This window comes from Streptomyces sp. x-80, from assembly GCF_046549095.1.
Lineage (GTDB): Bacteria > Actinomycetota > Actinomycetes > Streptomycetales > Streptomycetaceae > Streptomyces > Streptomyces celluloflavus.
In genome coordinates this window covers 464,788-480,043 of record NZ_JAJPWM010000001.1, presented here as the reverse complement: position 1 = coordinate 480,043, position 15,256 = coordinate 464,788, and the positions used below count along the sequence as shown (strand labels likewise).

Here is a 15,256-nt window from a genome sequence, read left to right as displayed (position 1 = left end):
CGTTTCGCACCCGCCGACCGTGGCGGCCGGAACCGCGTCGGCGCACGCCGGCGCCACCCGCTCCCGACGGTCTCCCCGAGAAGGAACCCACCATGTCCGAGGAAACGATCCGCTCCTTGTCCGTGAGCGGCGTGCGCTACTCCTACCGGCGCTTGCGGCAGCCGGACCGGCGCACCGAACCGGTCATGGCCCTGGGCGGCGCGCTGCAAGGGATGTTCGGCTGGCCGCAGATGGACGACCGGGTGGGGCCGGTGGCGGACGTCGTCACCGCCGACCTGCCCGGCATGGGGAGCGCCGATCCGCTGCCACCGGGGCCGAGCGCCGACCTCCTGTGCGCGGCGATCGAGCGCATCATCGTCGACCTGGACGTCCCGCGGATCAATCTCTTCGGTTTCTCCTACGGCGCGGGCCTCGCGTACGGCTGTGCCCAGCGCTTCCCCGGGCGCATCGCGCGGCTGGCCCTCGGCGGTGTGCCGGCACACATCAGCGCCGCGCAGCTGGACCAGTGGCAGCGGGCCGCCGAACATCTCGCGCACGGCGACACCGACACGTTCGCCACGATGGTCACCGAAGGGCTGATGTGCCTCGACGAGCACCGGTACGTCACGCATCGCAGGCTGGCCTACCGCTACGTCCGGCGGTCGATGCTGCACGCGGCCCGCCACTCACCGCACGCCGTCGACTCGCTGCGCCGCGCGCTGACGGACCGGCCGGACTTCTCCGGCGGTCTGACCGGCGTACCGACGCTCGTCTTCAGTGGTGAGCACGACACGGTGACCTCCCCCGCACGGCAGCGCGACTTCGCGGCCACCATCACCAACAGCCGCTTCCTCACCGTCCCCGACGCGGACCACTGGGTGGTGCTCGAACGCCCGCAGGACGTAGCCGACTTAACCGCCCGCTTCTTCACCGACGGGCCGCTCAGCTCGGCCCCCTGCCTCGCACCGGCCGTACGCGGGGAACTGTCGGCCGGGGACCCGGCCTGTGTGTGAGGGCGGGGCAGAGTGATGAAGCTGATGCCGCATGCCCATACCGTTCGGCGTATTCGGGGTTCGGGCAGTGGTTCCCGTCCCAGGTGGGTGTCGATCTCCGGCCCGGCGGGGCGATGACGTTCACCGTGGCGGGCCGGAGCAGGCCCGCCATGACCGGCGCGATCACCTGCGCCGACGAGCCCCGGCTGTTCGCCTTCACCTGGGGTGCGGGTCAGCTGAGCTGGGAACTTGCCCCGGATGGCGACGGCACGCCGCTGACCCTGGTCCACACCTTCGGCGGCGCCGGCTCCGCCTCTCGCCGGCACCTGCGCCGCACTGCCCTGTCCCGGCTGCTCGACGGGGAATCAGTCTGCGTGGCTCCCGACCGGGGCGAACCGCACGAGGCGTACACGGAGCAGATCGGCCTCGGCCGAGGTGTCGCCGAGGGCTCGGCGGGCGGACCGCGGATCCGTTTCGAGCGTGAGCTCGTACGGCCCGTCGAGACCGTCCGGGCCGAACTGCCCACGGAGGGCAAGCCGTTGGCGGGAGCGCCCGCTCCGGAGGGGTTCGCGGAGTAGGGGATCCCGGCCGGTCCCGTCACCGAGGTACGGGCACCGGCGGTGCTCGCGGACGCCTGGCGTTCGGAGGGCGAGGCCCGCCGGGAGCAGGGCGCCGGCCACGGTGCACGCCGCGTCCTCCCGCAGACCGGCCCGCGGGGCTTCGACACGGATTCGGCGACGGCCGCGTGGCACGCCCGCGTCAAGTACCTCGCGGCCCGGCTTCTGGAGGGTTGAGGCCCGGCGCCGGCATCGCGACGGGCGCCGCGTGACTCGGCGCGACCGGTCCGATCCGCTCCGTTGCGTCCTCTCTGTCACCCCTCGCCTCACCCCCGTTCTCCCCTACGGGTTCCAGGCCGCCCTCCTACGGTTTCCGGCGGCGGGGTCGTGTACGGAATCGCCCGTGGCGGCATCAGCGGGGAACTCGTCCGTGTCCCGAAGGCCCCCTGCCGCACGAGACAGCCCGCTCTCCCCGGAGTATGTGGCGCGCCGGAAATGCCTCTCCCCCGGGCAATTCCCTCTTGGGAGAGATACGTCGTCAGGTAGATCCTTTTCGCCGGTCGGGGGATTTCTCGTCACCGCAGGAGCCATGCGGCACGTGAGCCAGGTAACTCCCGCACGCTTTTGCCGGGGGATGGCGGAGCCCTGCCGGGTGACGCCAAGCACAGGACGTACGTCACGTACGAGCTTTCGTAGTCGATAGCATTCCGGGCCTGCTCAGGGAATACCGGCCATAATCCCGGCTTTCGACACCCATCTCACGAAGATGGGTAGTACGTCACATCTTTGCCACTGTCTCGGACACGCGCTAACCATGTTTCCGGTAGCACCGAGAACAAGCCGGCGACTTCCGCCAGAGCAGGCGAACGCGGCCATGCCCCTCGGTCCCACACGTGCCACCGAAGGCCGCCTCCCCGCCCCACCAGCACCTGGAAGAGGTCACCCCGCATGCCCAGTTTCTCTCTGCCCCGCCCCGCCCGCATCACCCGCACGCACAAGATCTCCGCGGCGCTGGTGGCCACCGCGAGCTGCACGGCCGCCCTCGCCTTCACCGCGGCGCCCAGCAGCGCCGCCACCGTGGCCTCGGACGCGCCCTCCGTGGTCAAGCCGGTCAGCGCCAACGGGATGCCGGTCGCGCCGAAGGCCGACTCCGCCACGGCCGGGAAGAGCGACAGTCTGTCCGCCTCGTCCGTCTCCGACGGCATCAAGGTGACCGCCGTCGCCGAGCAGGACAACGCCGCCCAGCAGGCCGCCAAGCGCGCCAGTGCGGGCGAGTCCGTCGCCGCCGCGCCCAAGGCGACTCCGAAGGCCACCACGCCTACGCGCTACGCGGACAACCTCGACGGCTGGATCCGCACCTCCCTCGACATCATGCAGTCCAAGGGCATACCCGGCAGCTACGAGGGCCTGCACCGCAACATCATGCGCGAGTCCAGCGGCAACCCCAACGCCGTCAACGACTGGGACATCAACGCCATCAACGGAATCCCCTCCAAGGGACTCCTCCAGGTGATCCAGCCCACCTTCGACACCTACCACGTCGAAGGCACCGCCAAAAAGCTCACCGACCCCATCGCCAACATCACCGCCGCAGCCAACTACGCGGCCCACCGCTACGGCTCCATCGACAACGTCAACTCCGCATACTGAGCCACCACACCCGGAAAGCGGAACACGAGCCGGAACAGAGGCCGACGCAGCCTGGTCGAACGGCGATGGTCCTACCCGCATGACGCGGGTAGGACCATCGCCGTTCCTGTCGTTTCCCCCGCTACGCCTTCGTGGCGTTCGGCCGGGTGTCAGTATCCGCGGTCGTGATGCGGTGAACCGCCGCCGAAGAGGGCGCCGAGCAGGTCGCCCGCGAAATGGAGACCAGCCCTTTCCCTGGGGGTGAGGTCCGTGTCATCGGCAGGCGCTGCGGCCGCGGCACCGGTAGCGAGGAATACCGCGGCGAGCAGGCCCATGAGAATTACGGCGAGACGACGAAACATGTTCTTTTCCCTACGGTGAGTGACTACTAAGAGCGGTTCCACTTTCCGGGAAGGGGGACCGGCCGGCCATTCGACAGTCCGGTCACTGCTACGAACGGACCAGATTCGCCGCCTTATCGCGGTACAGCCTCTCCGCCTTACAGCGGCTCTCGCGATACGGGGCGGCATGCCGATCCCCATACCGATCCCCATACCGGTCTCGATGCCGGTCTCGATGCCGGTCTCGCGGTTTGGCCCGCCGTTGCCGTTGCGCTGTCGCGGCCCATGGGGACTTCCGCCCGTCCGAACTCTTTCCGGTCAAGGACCGTTCCACGGTGGTCAAAGGCGGCCGAGGGCGATTGACGGCAGCAGGGGCCAATCGAATCCGGTGGCCTCGCCCTCACTCCCGGCTTCATTCGGCGCGAAAGCAGCGAAAGCAGCGGAGGCGGCAGAAGCGGTGAACGAGGCAGTCGAGGCGGACGAGGCACGCAATCCGCAGGTGAAGCAGGTCACTTCGGGGTGCCACGGGAAGGGGTTCCGAAGCCCCCGCCAGGTGACGCCGCGCACAGGAGCCACGTCACGTACGAACCCGGCTAGTCGCGACGATTCCGGCGCTACACCACCAAACAAGGCCGCAAACTAGGACATCTCAGGCCATCTCACGAAGATAGGTAGTACGTCACACCTTTGCCACCATCCCCGAGCCGCGTTAACCATGGTTCGGGTAGCACCGAGAACGAGCCTGCGACTTCCGCCAGAACGGCGAACGCGGCCATGCCCCTCGGTCCCACACGCGCCGCCGAAGGCCGCCTCCCCGCCCCACAAGCACCTGGAAGAGGTCACTCCGCATGCTGAGCTTCAACCTGCCCCGCACCGCCCGCGTCACCCGGGCCCACAAGGTCGCCACCGTCGTCCTGGTCGCCGCCGGCGCCACCACCGCCCTGGCCGCCACGGCGGAGCCCAGCAACGCGCAGACCACCGCCTCCCACGCGCCGGCCGCGGTCAAGCCCGTCAGCGCCAACGGCCTGCCCGTCGCGCCGAAGGCCGGCGCCGGCACGGCCGACGGGGCGGACAGCTCGTCCGTCGCCGACGGCATCAAGGTGACCGCTGTCGCCAAGCAGGACAACTCCGCCAGGAAGGCCGCCGAGCAGGCCACCCAGCGCCCGGACAACCTCGACGGCTGGATCCGTACCTCCCTCGACATCATGCAGTCCAAGGGCATACCCGGCAGCTACGAGGGCCTGCACCGCAACATCATGCGCGAGTCCAGCGGCAACCCCAACGCCGTCAACGACTGGGACATCAACGCCATCAACGGAATCCCCTCCAAGGGACTCCTCCAGGTGATCCAGCCCACCTTCGACACCTACCACGTCGAAGGCACCGCCAAAAAGCTCACCGACCCCATCGCCAACATCACCGCCGCAGCCAACTACGCGGCCCACCGCTACGGCTCCATCGACAACGTCAACTCCGCATACTGAGCCACCACACCCGGAAAGCGGAACACGAGCCGGAACAGAGACTGACGCAGGTGAGCATGACGGCGCCGACCTCGAACGAGTCGGCTGACAAGAGCACATCGACGTAGTCGGCGAAGCGGCGGAATGGCGCGTTCGCCGCTGCGCACAGGAGCGGGCCCCGGTACACCGGGGCCCGTTTCTGCGTCCGCGGTGAGCACCGTGGGTCCAGGTCGGATCAGATCGGGCCGGTCCGGACCGGGTCAGATCGCGCCGCCAGGAGCGGTTATGACGGCCAGACGGGTGACAAGGCCGGGCCCGTCGGGGGCCTGACGGCCTGTTGGGTCAGGAGAGTGAGCAGTTGAGCGTATAAGTCTTCTTATCGGCAGGATTCTGCTCAAAAACTGCCGAACCTGACCCAACCGAAGGCTCTCGGAGGCACGCGATGCCCTTGCGCAGATCCGGTCCGGCCCGCCGCACACTCCCTCTTGCGGCCGGAACTCTCGCTTCTCTCTTCTCCGTGCTCGTTCTGCCCCTCGCGCTGCCCGGCACCGCTGGAGCGGCGGATACGAGGAAGGTCCCCGCCCACCCGGAGCAGGACTGGATGGGCTCCACGATCGCCGCCCACGAGGGCGGCCAGCGCGCCACCGGCTCCGAGCCACGGACCACGTCCGCGAGCGTGTCCGGCGTGGACGTCTCCAGCCACAACGGCGACGTCGACTGGCCGGCGATGCGCGAGAGCGGTGTGCGCTTCGCGTACGTCAAGGCCACGGAGGGCACGAGCTACAAGAACCCGTACTTCACCCAGCAGTACAAGGGCGCCTACGACGCCGACATGATCCATGGCGCGTATCACTTCGCGCTGCCCGACCACTCCAGCGGTGCCGAGCAGGCGACGTACTTCGCGCACCACGGTGGCGGCTGGACCAAGGACGGCAGGACGCTGCCCGGGGCGCTCGACATGGAGTACAACCCCTACGGCGACACCTGCTACGGCAAGAGCGCCTCGGCGATGGTCAGCTGGATCGCGGAGTTCTTCAAGACGTACCGGGAGAAGACCGGCCGCGACGCGGTCATCTACACCTCCGCCAACTGGTGGAAGCAGTGCACCGAGGATTCCGGCAAGTTCGGCCGGACGAACCCCCTGTGGGTCCCGCGGTACGGCACTTCCGTGGGCACACTGCCGGCCGGCTGGAAGTACCACACCATCTGGCAGTACACGTCCACCGGCCAGACTGTCGGCGACCGCAACCGCTTCAACGGCGCCTACAGCCGCCTGAAGGCGCTCGCGAACGGCTGACAGCTCTCGCGAGCGGCCGCCCCGGCGGTCACTGGCACGGCCGGTCCCCGGCACCCGAGGAGGTGCCGGGGACCGGCCGTTGCCGCTCCGGTCGTGATCCTGTGGAGCGACGGGCGGGGACACGCGGAGCGAGTGCCGTGTGACGGCCGGAAGATCGGGCGGTCGGGCGGTCGGACGGCGCCGATTTCATCATCATCTTCGGCTGTTTTTTCCTTCATCAACTCTTGCCGGACGGCGGGGAATTCGCGCTGAGGTGGGATAACGCCCCGCACCCAGGCTTCACTTGAGGCGTGGGGAGCCGAGCTGCCGGAGGAGCGGGCGGAACTTCGCCGACGGGAGTACAACCATCCCCGGCCGGCCGGTGTCCAACACTACGAAAAGGCCACGCGAAGTACCTCACCCAACGGGGGTATTCCCATGAAGCGTTCCCGGACCGTCGCAGGATCCGCAGTGCTCGCCCTGGCGAGTATCGCCACGATGGCGACGGCCACCACCGCGTCGGCCGCTCCGGCACGCACCACCGCCGCGTACAACGGCGCTTGCGGAAGCGGCTACAGCGTAGTGAATTCCATACCCGTCACCGGAAAGGGAACGGTGTATCTGACGTACAGCGCGAAGACCGGGAAGAACTGCGTCATCACGCAGCGGAACAGCACCGGCAAGGCCGTACACATATACGCCTATCTCGAAACGACCGAGCCGAACTCCACCACCGTTCAGGACAGGGGTAATTACACGTCCTACGCGGGACCGATTTACCTGGCCGCCAAGGGCCGATGTGTGAACTGGGGCGGCACGATCGAGACCGTCGGCGTCGACATCTCCGGTTCGAACTGCGGCCGGCTGGCCGCCGGGGCGGTGACGCACCACTGAGCGTCGCGGTGGGGCACGGCTGAGTGGTGCGGTGTGACGGTGACGCACGACTGAGCGGATCCGACAGCGGGTTCCCGGGCATCGCGTGCCCGGGAACCCGCCGTTCGCGTAGCGACGATCCGCCGAGGGGCGCCGGTCCGGACCGGGCTCGGTGGACGGGCCGGTAGTCGATCACGGTGATGCCCTCCTGCCGGAGGAAGGAGGGCTCCGGACCGGTCCTGCGGAGGGCGCGAACCCGGAAGCGGCCGGCGCCGGTCCGATGTCCCCGGCCTTCGCTCCCCGCTCGTAAGTGGCTTACAAGTCAGGCAAGTTGGAGGGCTGGAGAGCGGGCAGTACGGGCCTCGCCGGTCCGCACCACCTCTCACCGGGGGCGGTCCGCCTCGTGAGCGGGTCGCCGCACCGGCCGTTCCCTCGTCGGCCGTTCACCGCACGGCGGTGCGGTTCACGCGTCCGATGGGGACGTTCCGTGGCTGCCGTACGGCTGGGTGAGGATTTCCATTCCGTGGCCGGCCGGATCCAGGAAGTACACGCCGCGCCCGCCGTGGTGGTGGTTGATCTCGCCCGGCTGCTTCATGTGCGGGTCGGCGTAGTACGCGATCCCGGCGTCCTGGATGCGGGCGAACGCCGCGTCGAACTCCTCCTCGGAGATGAGGAAGGCGTAGTGCTGCGGAAGGATCGTTTCGGGGTCGGCGGTGGCGAAGTCCAGGGTGACGCCGTTGTCGGTGGCGACAGGGACGAAGGGGCCCCACGCCGTACCGGCCCGCAGATGAAGGATGTTCGCCAGAAATTCGGCGGAAGCCCGGTTGTCCCGGGCGAAAACGATGGTGTGATTCAACTCGACTGACACGGTGCAATGCCTCCACAAGGCATCTCCCGGCCACCTCCACGCCTCACCCGGCCGGTGACCGACGCGCGATGCCGTACCGTGATCCCACCATGATCCATCACGGTTGTCACGGGCGGGCCCGCCCCCGGCCGGTCCGCCCCGGGCGCCGTGCGCGGCGCCGGAGCCCCGGCAGTGCAACCGTTCCCGGCCCGCTCCCCGATCCCTTTCGGTGCGGGGTGCAGCAGGCACGGGGCACACCCGGCGGGCTACGGTGCGGTCGCCGTCGCCGTGCTCTCCCGGGCCTCCAGATGCGGCAGTTCGCCCTGTACGGTGCGCAGCGGTCCGCCGTCGAGGACGGCGAGCAGTTCCCGGGCGGCGAGCCGGCCGAAGCCGGCGGTGTCGCGGACCAGGGCGGTCAGCCGGGGGTGGGTGACCCGGCACAGTGCCGAGTCGTCCCAGGCCACGATCGACAGGCTGCCCGGTACGGGGATGCCACGCCCGGCGGCGACCGAGGCGCCGGCCACGGCCATCACGTCGTTGTCGTAGATGATCGCCGTGGGCGGTTCGGCCGCGTCGAGGATGTGGCGGGTGACTTCGGCCCCTTCGGCGTCGGAGTAGTCGGTGGTCACCGACCGGACGTGCCGTTCGTCGAGGCCCCGCAGATCCGCCTCGGCGCGCAGCGAGCGGATCCGGCGTTCGGTGTGGGCGAGCCCCGGCATCCCTGCGACATGCACGATCCGGCGGTGGCCGAGCCCGTAGAGGTGGTCGAGAACGCAGGCCATGGCCCTGGAGTCGTCGGCCCAGACGGTGGAGTGCAGCGGCGGTGCGGCCGCCGGGTGCGGGGCCGGTCCGGCGCCCGCCGCGTCCTGGCCGGCCGGTGCGGCACCCGGTGCGCCGAGGCCGGCGGGGCCGCCTACGATGACCGCGGGCAGTCCGAGGGAGGCCAGCAGTTCCGGCCGCGGGTCGTCGCTGCGCGGGTCGACGACGAGGACGCCGTCCACCCGTCGTTCGGCCCACCAGCGCCGGTAGACGGCGCATTCGGTGTCGAGATCCTCCACCACCTGGAAGAGGAGTGCGATGTTGCGCGCCGAGAGCACTTCCTGGATGCCGGAGACGAGCTGGAGGAAGAAGGACTCCACGCCCAGTGTGCGGGCGGGGCGGGCGAGCACCAGGCCCGCGCAGCCGGCCCGTTCGCCGGAGAGCGCGCGGGCGGCGCTGTTGGCCTGCCAGCCGAGTTCCTCCGCGACGCGGCGTACCCGGGCGCGGGTGTCCTGCGAGACGCCGGGCCGGTCGTTGAGCGCGAAGGAGACGGCGCTCTCCGACACTCCGGCGCGGCGGGCGATGTCCTTGATCGTGGGCCGGCGCGCCGGCTTACGGCGGGCGGCCTCACCGGGCGCTGTCATGGCGGGCTCCTCGTGCGGTGGGTCGGACGCGTCTCGTGCGGTGGATACGGAGGTGCGGGGGACAGCTCCGGGACCGCGACCTAAACCGCATTAGTGCGCCCCAGTGTGATCAGCGTCTCGGGGCATGTCAAACGATGTGTCAGCATTCCGTGTATCTGGGTCGTCGAAAGGGCGCGCATACACGGCATACCGGGGACGAAGCCGCAGGTCACCCGCTGGGCGACCGGCCGGAAGCCGACAGGTGACCAGTCGGTGACCAATCCGTTACCGATCTCCCGACAATCGCTGGTAGCTGGGGTATTGACACCTACTAAAACGCATTAGTACCGTCTGCCGCATCACCACCCGAGGGCCCGCAGGAAAGGGGTCGTCCTGGTCGGTGACGGGACATGCGCGTCTCATGTTTTCGCCTGTCCCAGCAGGATTCTGACGCAACGCCGGATCGATCCGGAAGACGTCACGCAGGCATCAGTCGCATCGTCGACGGCTGCCGCAAAACAATTAGACATGGTTCTGGTCCGAGCAAAGGAGCCCGCCAGCATGCGTATATCCCGTCGAGCAGCTGCCGCCACCGCGGTCCTGGTCACATCGGCACTCGCCCTCACCGCGTGCGGGGCATCGGGCAGCTCTGGGGGCTCCGACGCCTCGGGCGAGGTGACGGGCAAGGTCGAGGGTCAGGTGACGTTCCAGACCTGGAACCTCAAGGCCAATTTCAAGGACTATTTCGAAGGCGTCATCGCGGACTTCGAGAAGAAGTATCCGGGCGCCAAGGTGAAGTGGATCGACCAGCCGGCCGAGGGCTACCCGCAGAAGCTGAGCGCCGACGCCGCCGGCGGTACGCTCCCCGACGTCGTCAATGTGTCGCCGGACCTCGCCTACCCGCTGGCCAAGGCCGGGCTCGCACTCGATCTGGAAAAGGCCGCCGGTAAATACCGCGGCGAGTATCTCGACGGGGCCTGGAAGAGCCAGGAGATGCCGGGCATGAAGGGCGTCTACGCCTTCCCCTGGTACCTGAACACCGGCCCGATGTTCTACAACAAGGACCTGTTCAAGCAGGCCGGTCTCGACCCGGAGAAGCCGCCGAAGACGTACGACCAGCTCTTCGAGAACGCCATCACGATGGCGGAGAAGAGCGACCGCAAGATCGCGATGCTCGCGAGCACCCCGTCGATCGAGGACTTCGGGCGCTACGGCGTGCGGCTGATGAACGACCAGGGCACGGAGTTCACCTTCAACGAGCTCAAGGGCGTCGAGCTGCTCCAGCACTTCAAGGACCTGTACGAGGCCGGAGCGCTGGACTCCCAGGCGCTCACCGCGCAGGCCGAGTCCGCCGGGCGCAAGTTCCAGCAGCAGTCCGTGGCCATGAACCCGGGCAGCGCGCTCGACCTGGACAAGTTCAAGAAGGAGGCCCCGAGCCTCTACAAGAACGTGGGCATCACGGACAACGTCAACAACACCGGCAAGGCCAACATGTATGTGCAGGGCCTGATGGTGAACGCGCAGAGCAAGGTCAAGCCGGCGGCCGTCGCGTTCGCGCACTTCGTCACCGACAAGGACAACCAGATGTCCTTCGCCAAGAAGGTCACGATCTTCCCGAGCACCAAGGGTTCGCTGGACGACCCGTACTTCGCCAAGGAGGACGGCACCGACGCGACCCGTGTGCGGGTGGCCTCGGCCAAGTCCCTCAAGGACGCGGTGAACTACACGCCGGTGCTGCTCAGTGACCAGATGAAGACCGTGCTGCGCAACGCCGTGGCCAAGGCCGTACAGGGCAAGCAGTCCCCCAAGGACGCTCTGGACGGCGCCGTCGCCGAGTGCAACCGCCTGCTCAAGACAAACTGAGGCACACACCGTGAAGACCGATACGACGCCGCGGGGCAAGCCCGCCGCGGTCTCCGGCCCGGCCGGCACCCCGCCGCCGGGCACGGCGAAGCAACGGATCCGCGGGATCCGTACGCATCTGCCGTCAAGTCCCTGGCTGTTCCTGGCCCCCGGACTGCTGATTGTGGCTGGTTTCAGCCTGTATCCGTTCCTGAGCACCGTGGTGAGTTCCTTCACCAACGACCGCACCCTCACCAAGGGGGAGTTCGTCGGCGGCGCCAACTACCAGGAACTGATCCATGACGCGATGTTCTGGACGGGACTGCGTAACAGCCTGCTGTACGTCGTGGGAGCCGTACCGCTGCTGGTGATCCTGCCGCTGCTGCTGGCCATGCTCGTCCAGCGGCACATCCCCGGGATCACCTTCTTCCGGTCCGCGTTCTACACCCCCGTCGTCGCATCGGTCGTCGTGGTGGGGCTGATCTGGGTCTGGCTGCTGGACGACCGCGGGCTGATCAACGCGGTGCTGGAGACGGTCGGCTTCGGCAAGGTCGGCTTCCTCAGCGATCCCTGGCTGCTGCTGCTCAGCTCGATAGGAGTCACGGTCTGGAAGGGCCTCGGCTACTACATGATCATTTACCTGGCGGCGCTCGCCAACGTCCCCAGGGAGCTGCACGAGGCGTGCGCGGTGGACGGTGCGGGAGCGTTCCGGCGCTTCATGACCGTCACCGTGCCCGCGGTGCGCTCCACGATGGTGCTGGTGGCCGCGCTCTCGTCGGTCGGTGCCTTCAAGGTGTTCTCCGAGGTCTATCTGATGGCGGGACCGTCCGGCGGCCCCGCCGGTGAGGACACCACCCTGGTGATGCTCGTCCAGCAGGTCGGCACGGGCCTCAGCGGCCGGGTCGGCTACGCCTCGGCGCTGTCCGTGGTGGTCTTCGTCATCACGCTCGGCCTGATGCTTCTGGTGATGCGTGCCAACCGCAAGGAGGACGCATGAGTGTCACGACCGAGCAGGAGCCGCGGACCGCGCGGCAGGGCGGTCGCGGACGCGGACCGGCGCACGGGAGCACGACGCGGCGCAGGAGCAAGAAGCGGCGCGGGGACCGTGAGCAGGATCAGGGCCGCCGGATGCCGACGTGGCAGCTGGTACTGCGCTATGTCCTGCTGCTCGCCGTGCTGGCGCTGACCGTCGGGCCCTTCCTGTGGCAGCTGTCCACCTCGCTCAAGGGTCCCGGCGAGGACATCTACAGCTATCCGCCGAGCCTGATCCCGCACGACCCCACCCTGAAGAGCTACGGCGAGGTCGCGAAGATCATCCCGGTCTGGGACTTCGCGCTGAACTCCCTCAAGGTCGCCACCGCGAACGTGCTCACCAACTGTGTGGGCGCGGCGCTGGCGGGCTACGCCCTGGCCCGGATGCGCTTCCGGGGCCGCAAGACCGCGATGGTCGTCTTCATGATGGCGATGCTGGTGCCGGTCGAGAGCATCATGATCGCCCAGTTCGTGACGATGCGGGACATCCAGCTCAACAACACCCTCATCGGGGTGCTGCTGCCCGGCTGTATCGGGGCGATGAACGTCCTGCTGATGCGCAACGCGTTCGCGGGGCTGCCGTACGAGGTCGAGGAGGCCGCCTTCGTCGACGGTGCCAACGCCTGGCAGCGGTTCACCCGGATCGCGCTGCCGTCGGTCAAGGGCACCCTCGCGGTCGTCGCGATCTTCTCCTTCATGGGGGCCTGGGACGACTTCCTGTGGCCGCTGATCGTGCTGAGCGACCAGTCGAACTTCACCCTGACCATCGGGCTGAACTTCCTGCACGGCACGTTCGCGGACAACCAGCGGCTGGTCGCGGCCGGCACCATCATCGCGGTGCTCCCGCTGATCGTGATGTTCGCCTGTCTCCAGCGCTACTTCTTCCGCGGCGTCGGCGAAGGAGCCGTCAAGGGCTGACCGGTGTGCCCCGCACCACCGGGGCACACCCTCCGTCCGTTCACCCGCCGCACCGCGCCACGCTTTCCCACCTCACCACCCGCGGCGCCCGCACCGCACCACACCCGTATTCACAGGAATCTCTATGCCCGTGCAGGACACCGCCCACCGCCCGCTGCGCTTCGGCGCCAACTACACGCCCTCCCAGGGGTGGTTCCACCACTGGCTGGACTTCGACCTGGACGCCGTACGCGCCGACCTCGACTCCATCGCCGCACTCGGTCTGGACCACATCCGGGTCTTCCCGCTCTGGCCGGTCTTCCAGCCCAACCGCACCCTGATCAGGCCGCGCGCCGTGGAGCAGCTGGTGCAGTTGGCGGACGCGGCCGCCGAGCGCGGACTCGACGTCAACGTCGACGGGCTCCAGGGCCATCTGTCGAGTTTCGACTTCCTGCCCGCCTGGACGCAGACCTGGCACCGCCGCAACATCTTCAGCGACCCCGAGGTGCTCTCCGGCCAGGAGGAGTACCTGCGGACGCTGGCCGCCGCGCTGGCCGACCGGCCCAACTTCCTGGGGATGACGCTCGGCAACGAGATCAACCAGTTCTCGGACCGCCCGCACCCGGACCCCGACCGCATCACCCACGACCAGGCCGCGGCATGGCTGGAGCGGATGCTGGCCGCCTGTGAGCAGGGCGCCCCCGGCCGGCTGCATCTGCACGCCGAGTACGACGCCGCCTGGTACCTCGACGCCCACCCGTTCACGCCCGCCCAGGCCGCCCGGCAGGGCGCCGTGACGGCCGTCCACTCGTGGGTGTTCAACGGCACCGCGCAGCGGCACGGCACCGACGCGGTCGCCACCGAGCACCACGCCGCGTATCTGATCGAGCTGTCCAAGGCATGGGCCGTGGACCCGCACCGCCCGGTGTGGCTCCAGGAGGTCGGCGCGCCGGCCCCGCACATCCCCGCGGACCGGGCGGCGCACTTCACCGAGGCGACCGTCGTCAACGCGCTGGACTGCCCGGACGTCTGGGGCGTCACCTGGTGGTGCTCGCACGACGTGTCCCGGTCGCTGGCGGACTTCCCCGAGCTGGAGTACAGCCTGGGCCTGCTCACCAACGACCGGGAGGTCAAGCCGGCCGGCCGGGCGATCGCCGCGCTGGTCGAGGAGTGGCGGGGCCGCACCCACCGGCCGCAGGTGCGCAGCACCGCGCTGGTGGTCGACGCCGGGGGCATCGAGGCCGCGGCGCACCGTTCGGTGTGCGCGCCCGGCGGTGCCGTCTTCGAAGCCTGGGCGAAGCTCACCGCCCAGGGTGCGCGGCCGGCTCTCGTACTGGCCGAGCTGGCCTCCGATGCTGCACATTTGACGGCACGTGGCATCACCGAGGTCTGCACGCCCGACGAGGTCGGCTGACCGCCGTCCGCCTCCGGAGGAGCACATGATGCACCAGCAGCCGTTCCCGCTGTCCCGCCGCCGTGTGGTGCCGGCCGGGGCGGGTGCCGCGGCCGCCCCGCTCGGGCCGTCCCTCGGGGGCGGCACGGCGCGGGCCGCGGGCCGGTCCGCGGCCCGTGCGGTGGACTCCTTGCAGCCGTACGCGTCGTACTGGTTCCCCGACTCGCTGCCGTCCGGCATGCCCGGGGCCGGCATCACCTGGCGGAGCCCGGCCGCGTGGACGCCCGAGGGCGACCGTGACCTGGCGTTCAACACGGCGACGGTGCCGCTCGCCGAGCGGTGCGCGCCGGTCGCGGCGCACGCCACGGCGCGGTCGGGCCAGGCCCGGATCAGCGCCCTGGCCGCGTTCGACCACACCGCGGGCGAACCGTCGCAGGGCTCCCTCACCCACCTTCCCCCGGGCCGGTTCCACGCCGCGGACGACCGCTTCTGGTCCGGTGCGGGACTCGACCCGGCCCGGCCGGCCGGCACCGGCGGCGGCCGGCGGGCGCCCGCGGTCGCGGACCGTTCGACGATCACCGCGCTGCCGTTCGCCACCACCTTCAACACCGGTCACGGTCCGCGCCGGTACGAGGACGGGGCGGCCACCTCCGACGCGCCGTGGAACCTCGGCCTCCAGGACCGGCTGCCGCCGCGGCGCCGGCCGGTCCGGACCACCGGCCGGCGGCGCACGGTCTCCCTGGACTTCGCCGG

General features: G+C 69.4%; 13 protein-coding genes. 10 read left to right on the top strand and 3 right to left on the bottom strand.

Annotated features, from left to right (window positions below):
- Nucleotides 1-92: 92 nt before the first annotated feature.
- From ACLJWH_RS01870 to ACLJWH_RS01860, 3 genes are all read left to right on the top strand, one after another.
- On the top strand, nucleotides 93-992 hold the full coding sequence (locus tag ACLJWH_RS01870) for an alpha/beta fold hydrolase (protein WP_411139743.1): 900 nt from the start codon (nucleotides 93-95) through the stop codon (nucleotides 990-992).
- Nucleotides 989-1,549, top strand: a complete 561-nt coding sequence (locus ACLJWH_RS01865) for an SRPBCC domain-containing protein (RefSeq protein WP_411139742.1) — start codon at nucleotides 989-991, stop codon at nucleotides 1,547-1,549. The genes ACLJWH_RS01870 and ACLJWH_RS01865 overlap by 4 nt, the downstream gene beginning before the upstream one ends.
- 927 nt (nucleotides 1,550-2,476) lie before the next feature.
- Nucleotides 2,477-3,178 (top strand): transglycosylase SLT domain-containing protein, encoded by a 702-nt coding sequence (locus tag ACLJWH_RS01860; RefSeq protein WP_411139741.1) that lies wholly within the window; start codon nucleotides 2,477-2,479, stop codon nucleotides 3,176-3,178.
- 149 nt (nucleotides 3,179-3,327) lie between these two features.
- On the opposite strand, the gene ACLJWH_RS01855 is transcribed toward ACLJWH_RS01860, so the two are convergent.
- A complete protein-coding gene (locus ACLJWH_RS01855) occupies nucleotides 3,328-3,519 on the bottom strand; it encodes a hypothetical protein (RefSeq protein ID WP_411139740.1) in 192 nt (63 codons plus the stop codon).
- 827 nt (nucleotides 3,520-4,346) lie between these two features.
- On the opposite strand from ACLJWH_RS01855, the gene ACLJWH_RS01850 reads away from it, so the two are divergent.
- The 3 genes from ACLJWH_RS01850 to ACLJWH_RS01840 all read left to right on the top strand — a co-directional run bounded on the left by ACLJWH_RS01850 (nucleotide 4,347) and on the right by ACLJWH_RS01840 (nucleotide 7,131).
- A complete protein-coding gene (locus tag ACLJWH_RS01850; RefSeq protein WP_411139739.1) occupies nucleotides 4,347-4,982 on the top strand; it encodes a transglycosylase SLT domain-containing protein in 636 nt (211 codons plus the stop codon).
- A 421-nt stretch (nucleotides 4,983-5,403) separates the two neighbouring features.
- Complete coding sequence (locus ACLJWH_RS01845; RefSeq protein WP_411139738.1) at nucleotides 5,404-6,258, top strand: lysozyme; 855 nt, start codon at nucleotides 5,404-5,406, stop codon at nucleotides 6,256-6,258.
- A gap of 417 nt (nucleotides 6,259-6,675) precedes the next feature.
- Entirely contained in the window at nucleotides 6,676-7,131 is a 456-nt protein-coding gene (locus ACLJWH_RS01840) for a spore-associated protein A (protein WP_411139737.1), read from the top strand.
- A gap of 442 nt (nucleotides 7,132-7,573) precedes the next feature.
- On the opposite strand, the gene ACLJWH_RS01835 is transcribed toward ACLJWH_RS01840, so the two are convergent.
- Together ACLJWH_RS01835 and ACLJWH_RS01830 are read right to left on the bottom strand one after the other, a co-directional pair.
- Nucleotides 7,574-7,978: a VOC family protein gene (locus tag ACLJWH_RS01835; RefSeq protein WP_411139736.1), complete on the bottom strand. Its 405-nt coding sequence runs from the start codon at nucleotides 7,976-7,978 to the stop codon at nucleotides 7,574-7,576.
- A gap of 245 nt (nucleotides 7,979-8,223) precedes the next feature.
- Nucleotides 8,224-9,360 carry a LacI family DNA-binding transcriptional regulator gene (locus ACLJWH_RS01830; protein WP_411139735.1) on the bottom strand — a complete coding sequence of 379 codons (1,137 nt, stop codon included), beginning with the start codon at nucleotides 9,358-9,360 and terminating at the stop codon, nucleotides 8,224-8,226.
- A 540-nt stretch (nucleotides 9,361-9,900) separates the two neighbouring features.
- Between ACLJWH_RS01830 and ACLJWH_RS01825 the strand changes: the two genes are divergently transcribed.
- From ACLJWH_RS01825 to ACLJWH_RS01810, 4 genes are all read left to right on the top strand, one after another.
- Nucleotides 9,901-11,202 (top strand): ABC transporter substrate-binding protein, encoded by a 1,302-nt coding sequence (locus tag ACLJWH_RS01825; RefSeq protein ID WP_411139734.1) that lies wholly within the window; start codon nucleotides 9,901-9,903, stop codon nucleotides 11,200-11,202.
- A gap of 97 nt (nucleotides 11,203-11,299) precedes the next feature.
- Nucleotides 11,300-12,178, top strand: coding sequence for a carbohydrate ABC transporter permease (locus ACLJWH_RS01820; protein WP_411139905.1), 879 nt, complete (start codon nucleotides 11,300-11,302; stop codon nucleotides 12,176-12,178).
- 131 nt (nucleotides 12,179-12,309) lie between these two features.
- A complete protein-coding gene (locus ACLJWH_RS01815; RefSeq protein ID WP_052860067.1) occupies nucleotides 12,310-13,131 on the top strand; it encodes a carbohydrate ABC transporter permease in 822 nt (273 codons plus the stop codon).
- Nucleotides 13,132-13,255: 124 nt separating this feature from the next.
- Complete coding sequence (locus ACLJWH_RS01810; RefSeq protein ID WP_411139733.1) at nucleotides 13,256-14,524, top strand: glycoside hydrolase 5 family protein; 1,269 nt, start codon at nucleotides 13,256-13,258, stop codon at nucleotides 14,522-14,524.
- Nucleotides 14,525-15,256: the final 732 nt, after the last annotated feature.

Excerpts from the sequence above, each read along its gene's own strand:
- ACLJWH_RS01870 (WP_411139743.1), top strand. The coding sequence starts at position 93 with ATGTCCGAGGAAACGATCCGCTCCTTGTCCGTGAGCGGCGTGCGCTAC.
- ACLJWH_RS01860 (WP_411139741.1), top strand. The coding sequence starts at position 2,477 with ATGCCCAGTTTCTCTCTGCCCCGCCCCGCCCGCATCACCCGCACGCAC.
- ACLJWH_RS01855 (WP_411139740.1), bottom strand. The coding sequence starts at position 3,519 with ATGTTTCGTCGTCTCGCCGTAATTCTCATGGGCCTGCTCGCCGCGGTA.
- ACLJWH_RS01850 (WP_411139739.1), top strand. The coding sequence starts at position 4,347 with ATGCTGAGCTTCAACCTGCCCCGCACCGCCCGCGTCACCCGGGCCCAC.
- ACLJWH_RS01845 (WP_411139738.1), top strand. The coding sequence starts at position 5,404 with ATGCCCTTGCGCAGATCCGGTCCGGCCCGCCGCACACTCCCTCTTGCG.
- ACLJWH_RS01840 (WP_411139737.1), top strand. The coding sequence starts at position 6,676 with ATGAAGCGTTCCCGGACCGTCGCAGGATCCGCAGTGCTCGCCCTGGCG.
- ACLJWH_RS01830 (WP_411139735.1), bottom strand. The coding sequence starts at position 9,360 with ATGACAGCGCCCGGTGAGGCCGCCCGCCGTAAGCCGGCGCGCCGGCCC.
- ACLJWH_RS01825 (WP_411139734.1), top strand. The coding sequence starts at position 9,901 with ATGCGTATATCCCGTCGAGCAGCTGCCGCCACCGCGGTCCTGGTCACA.
- ACLJWH_RS01815 (WP_052860067.1), top strand. The coding sequence starts at position 12,310 with ATGCCGACGTGGCAGCTGGTACTGCGCTATGTCCTGCTGCTCGCCGTG.
- ACLJWH_RS01810 (WP_411139733.1), top strand. The coding sequence starts at position 13,256 with ATGCCCGTGCAGGACACCGCCCACCGCCCGCTGCGCTTCGGCGCCAAC.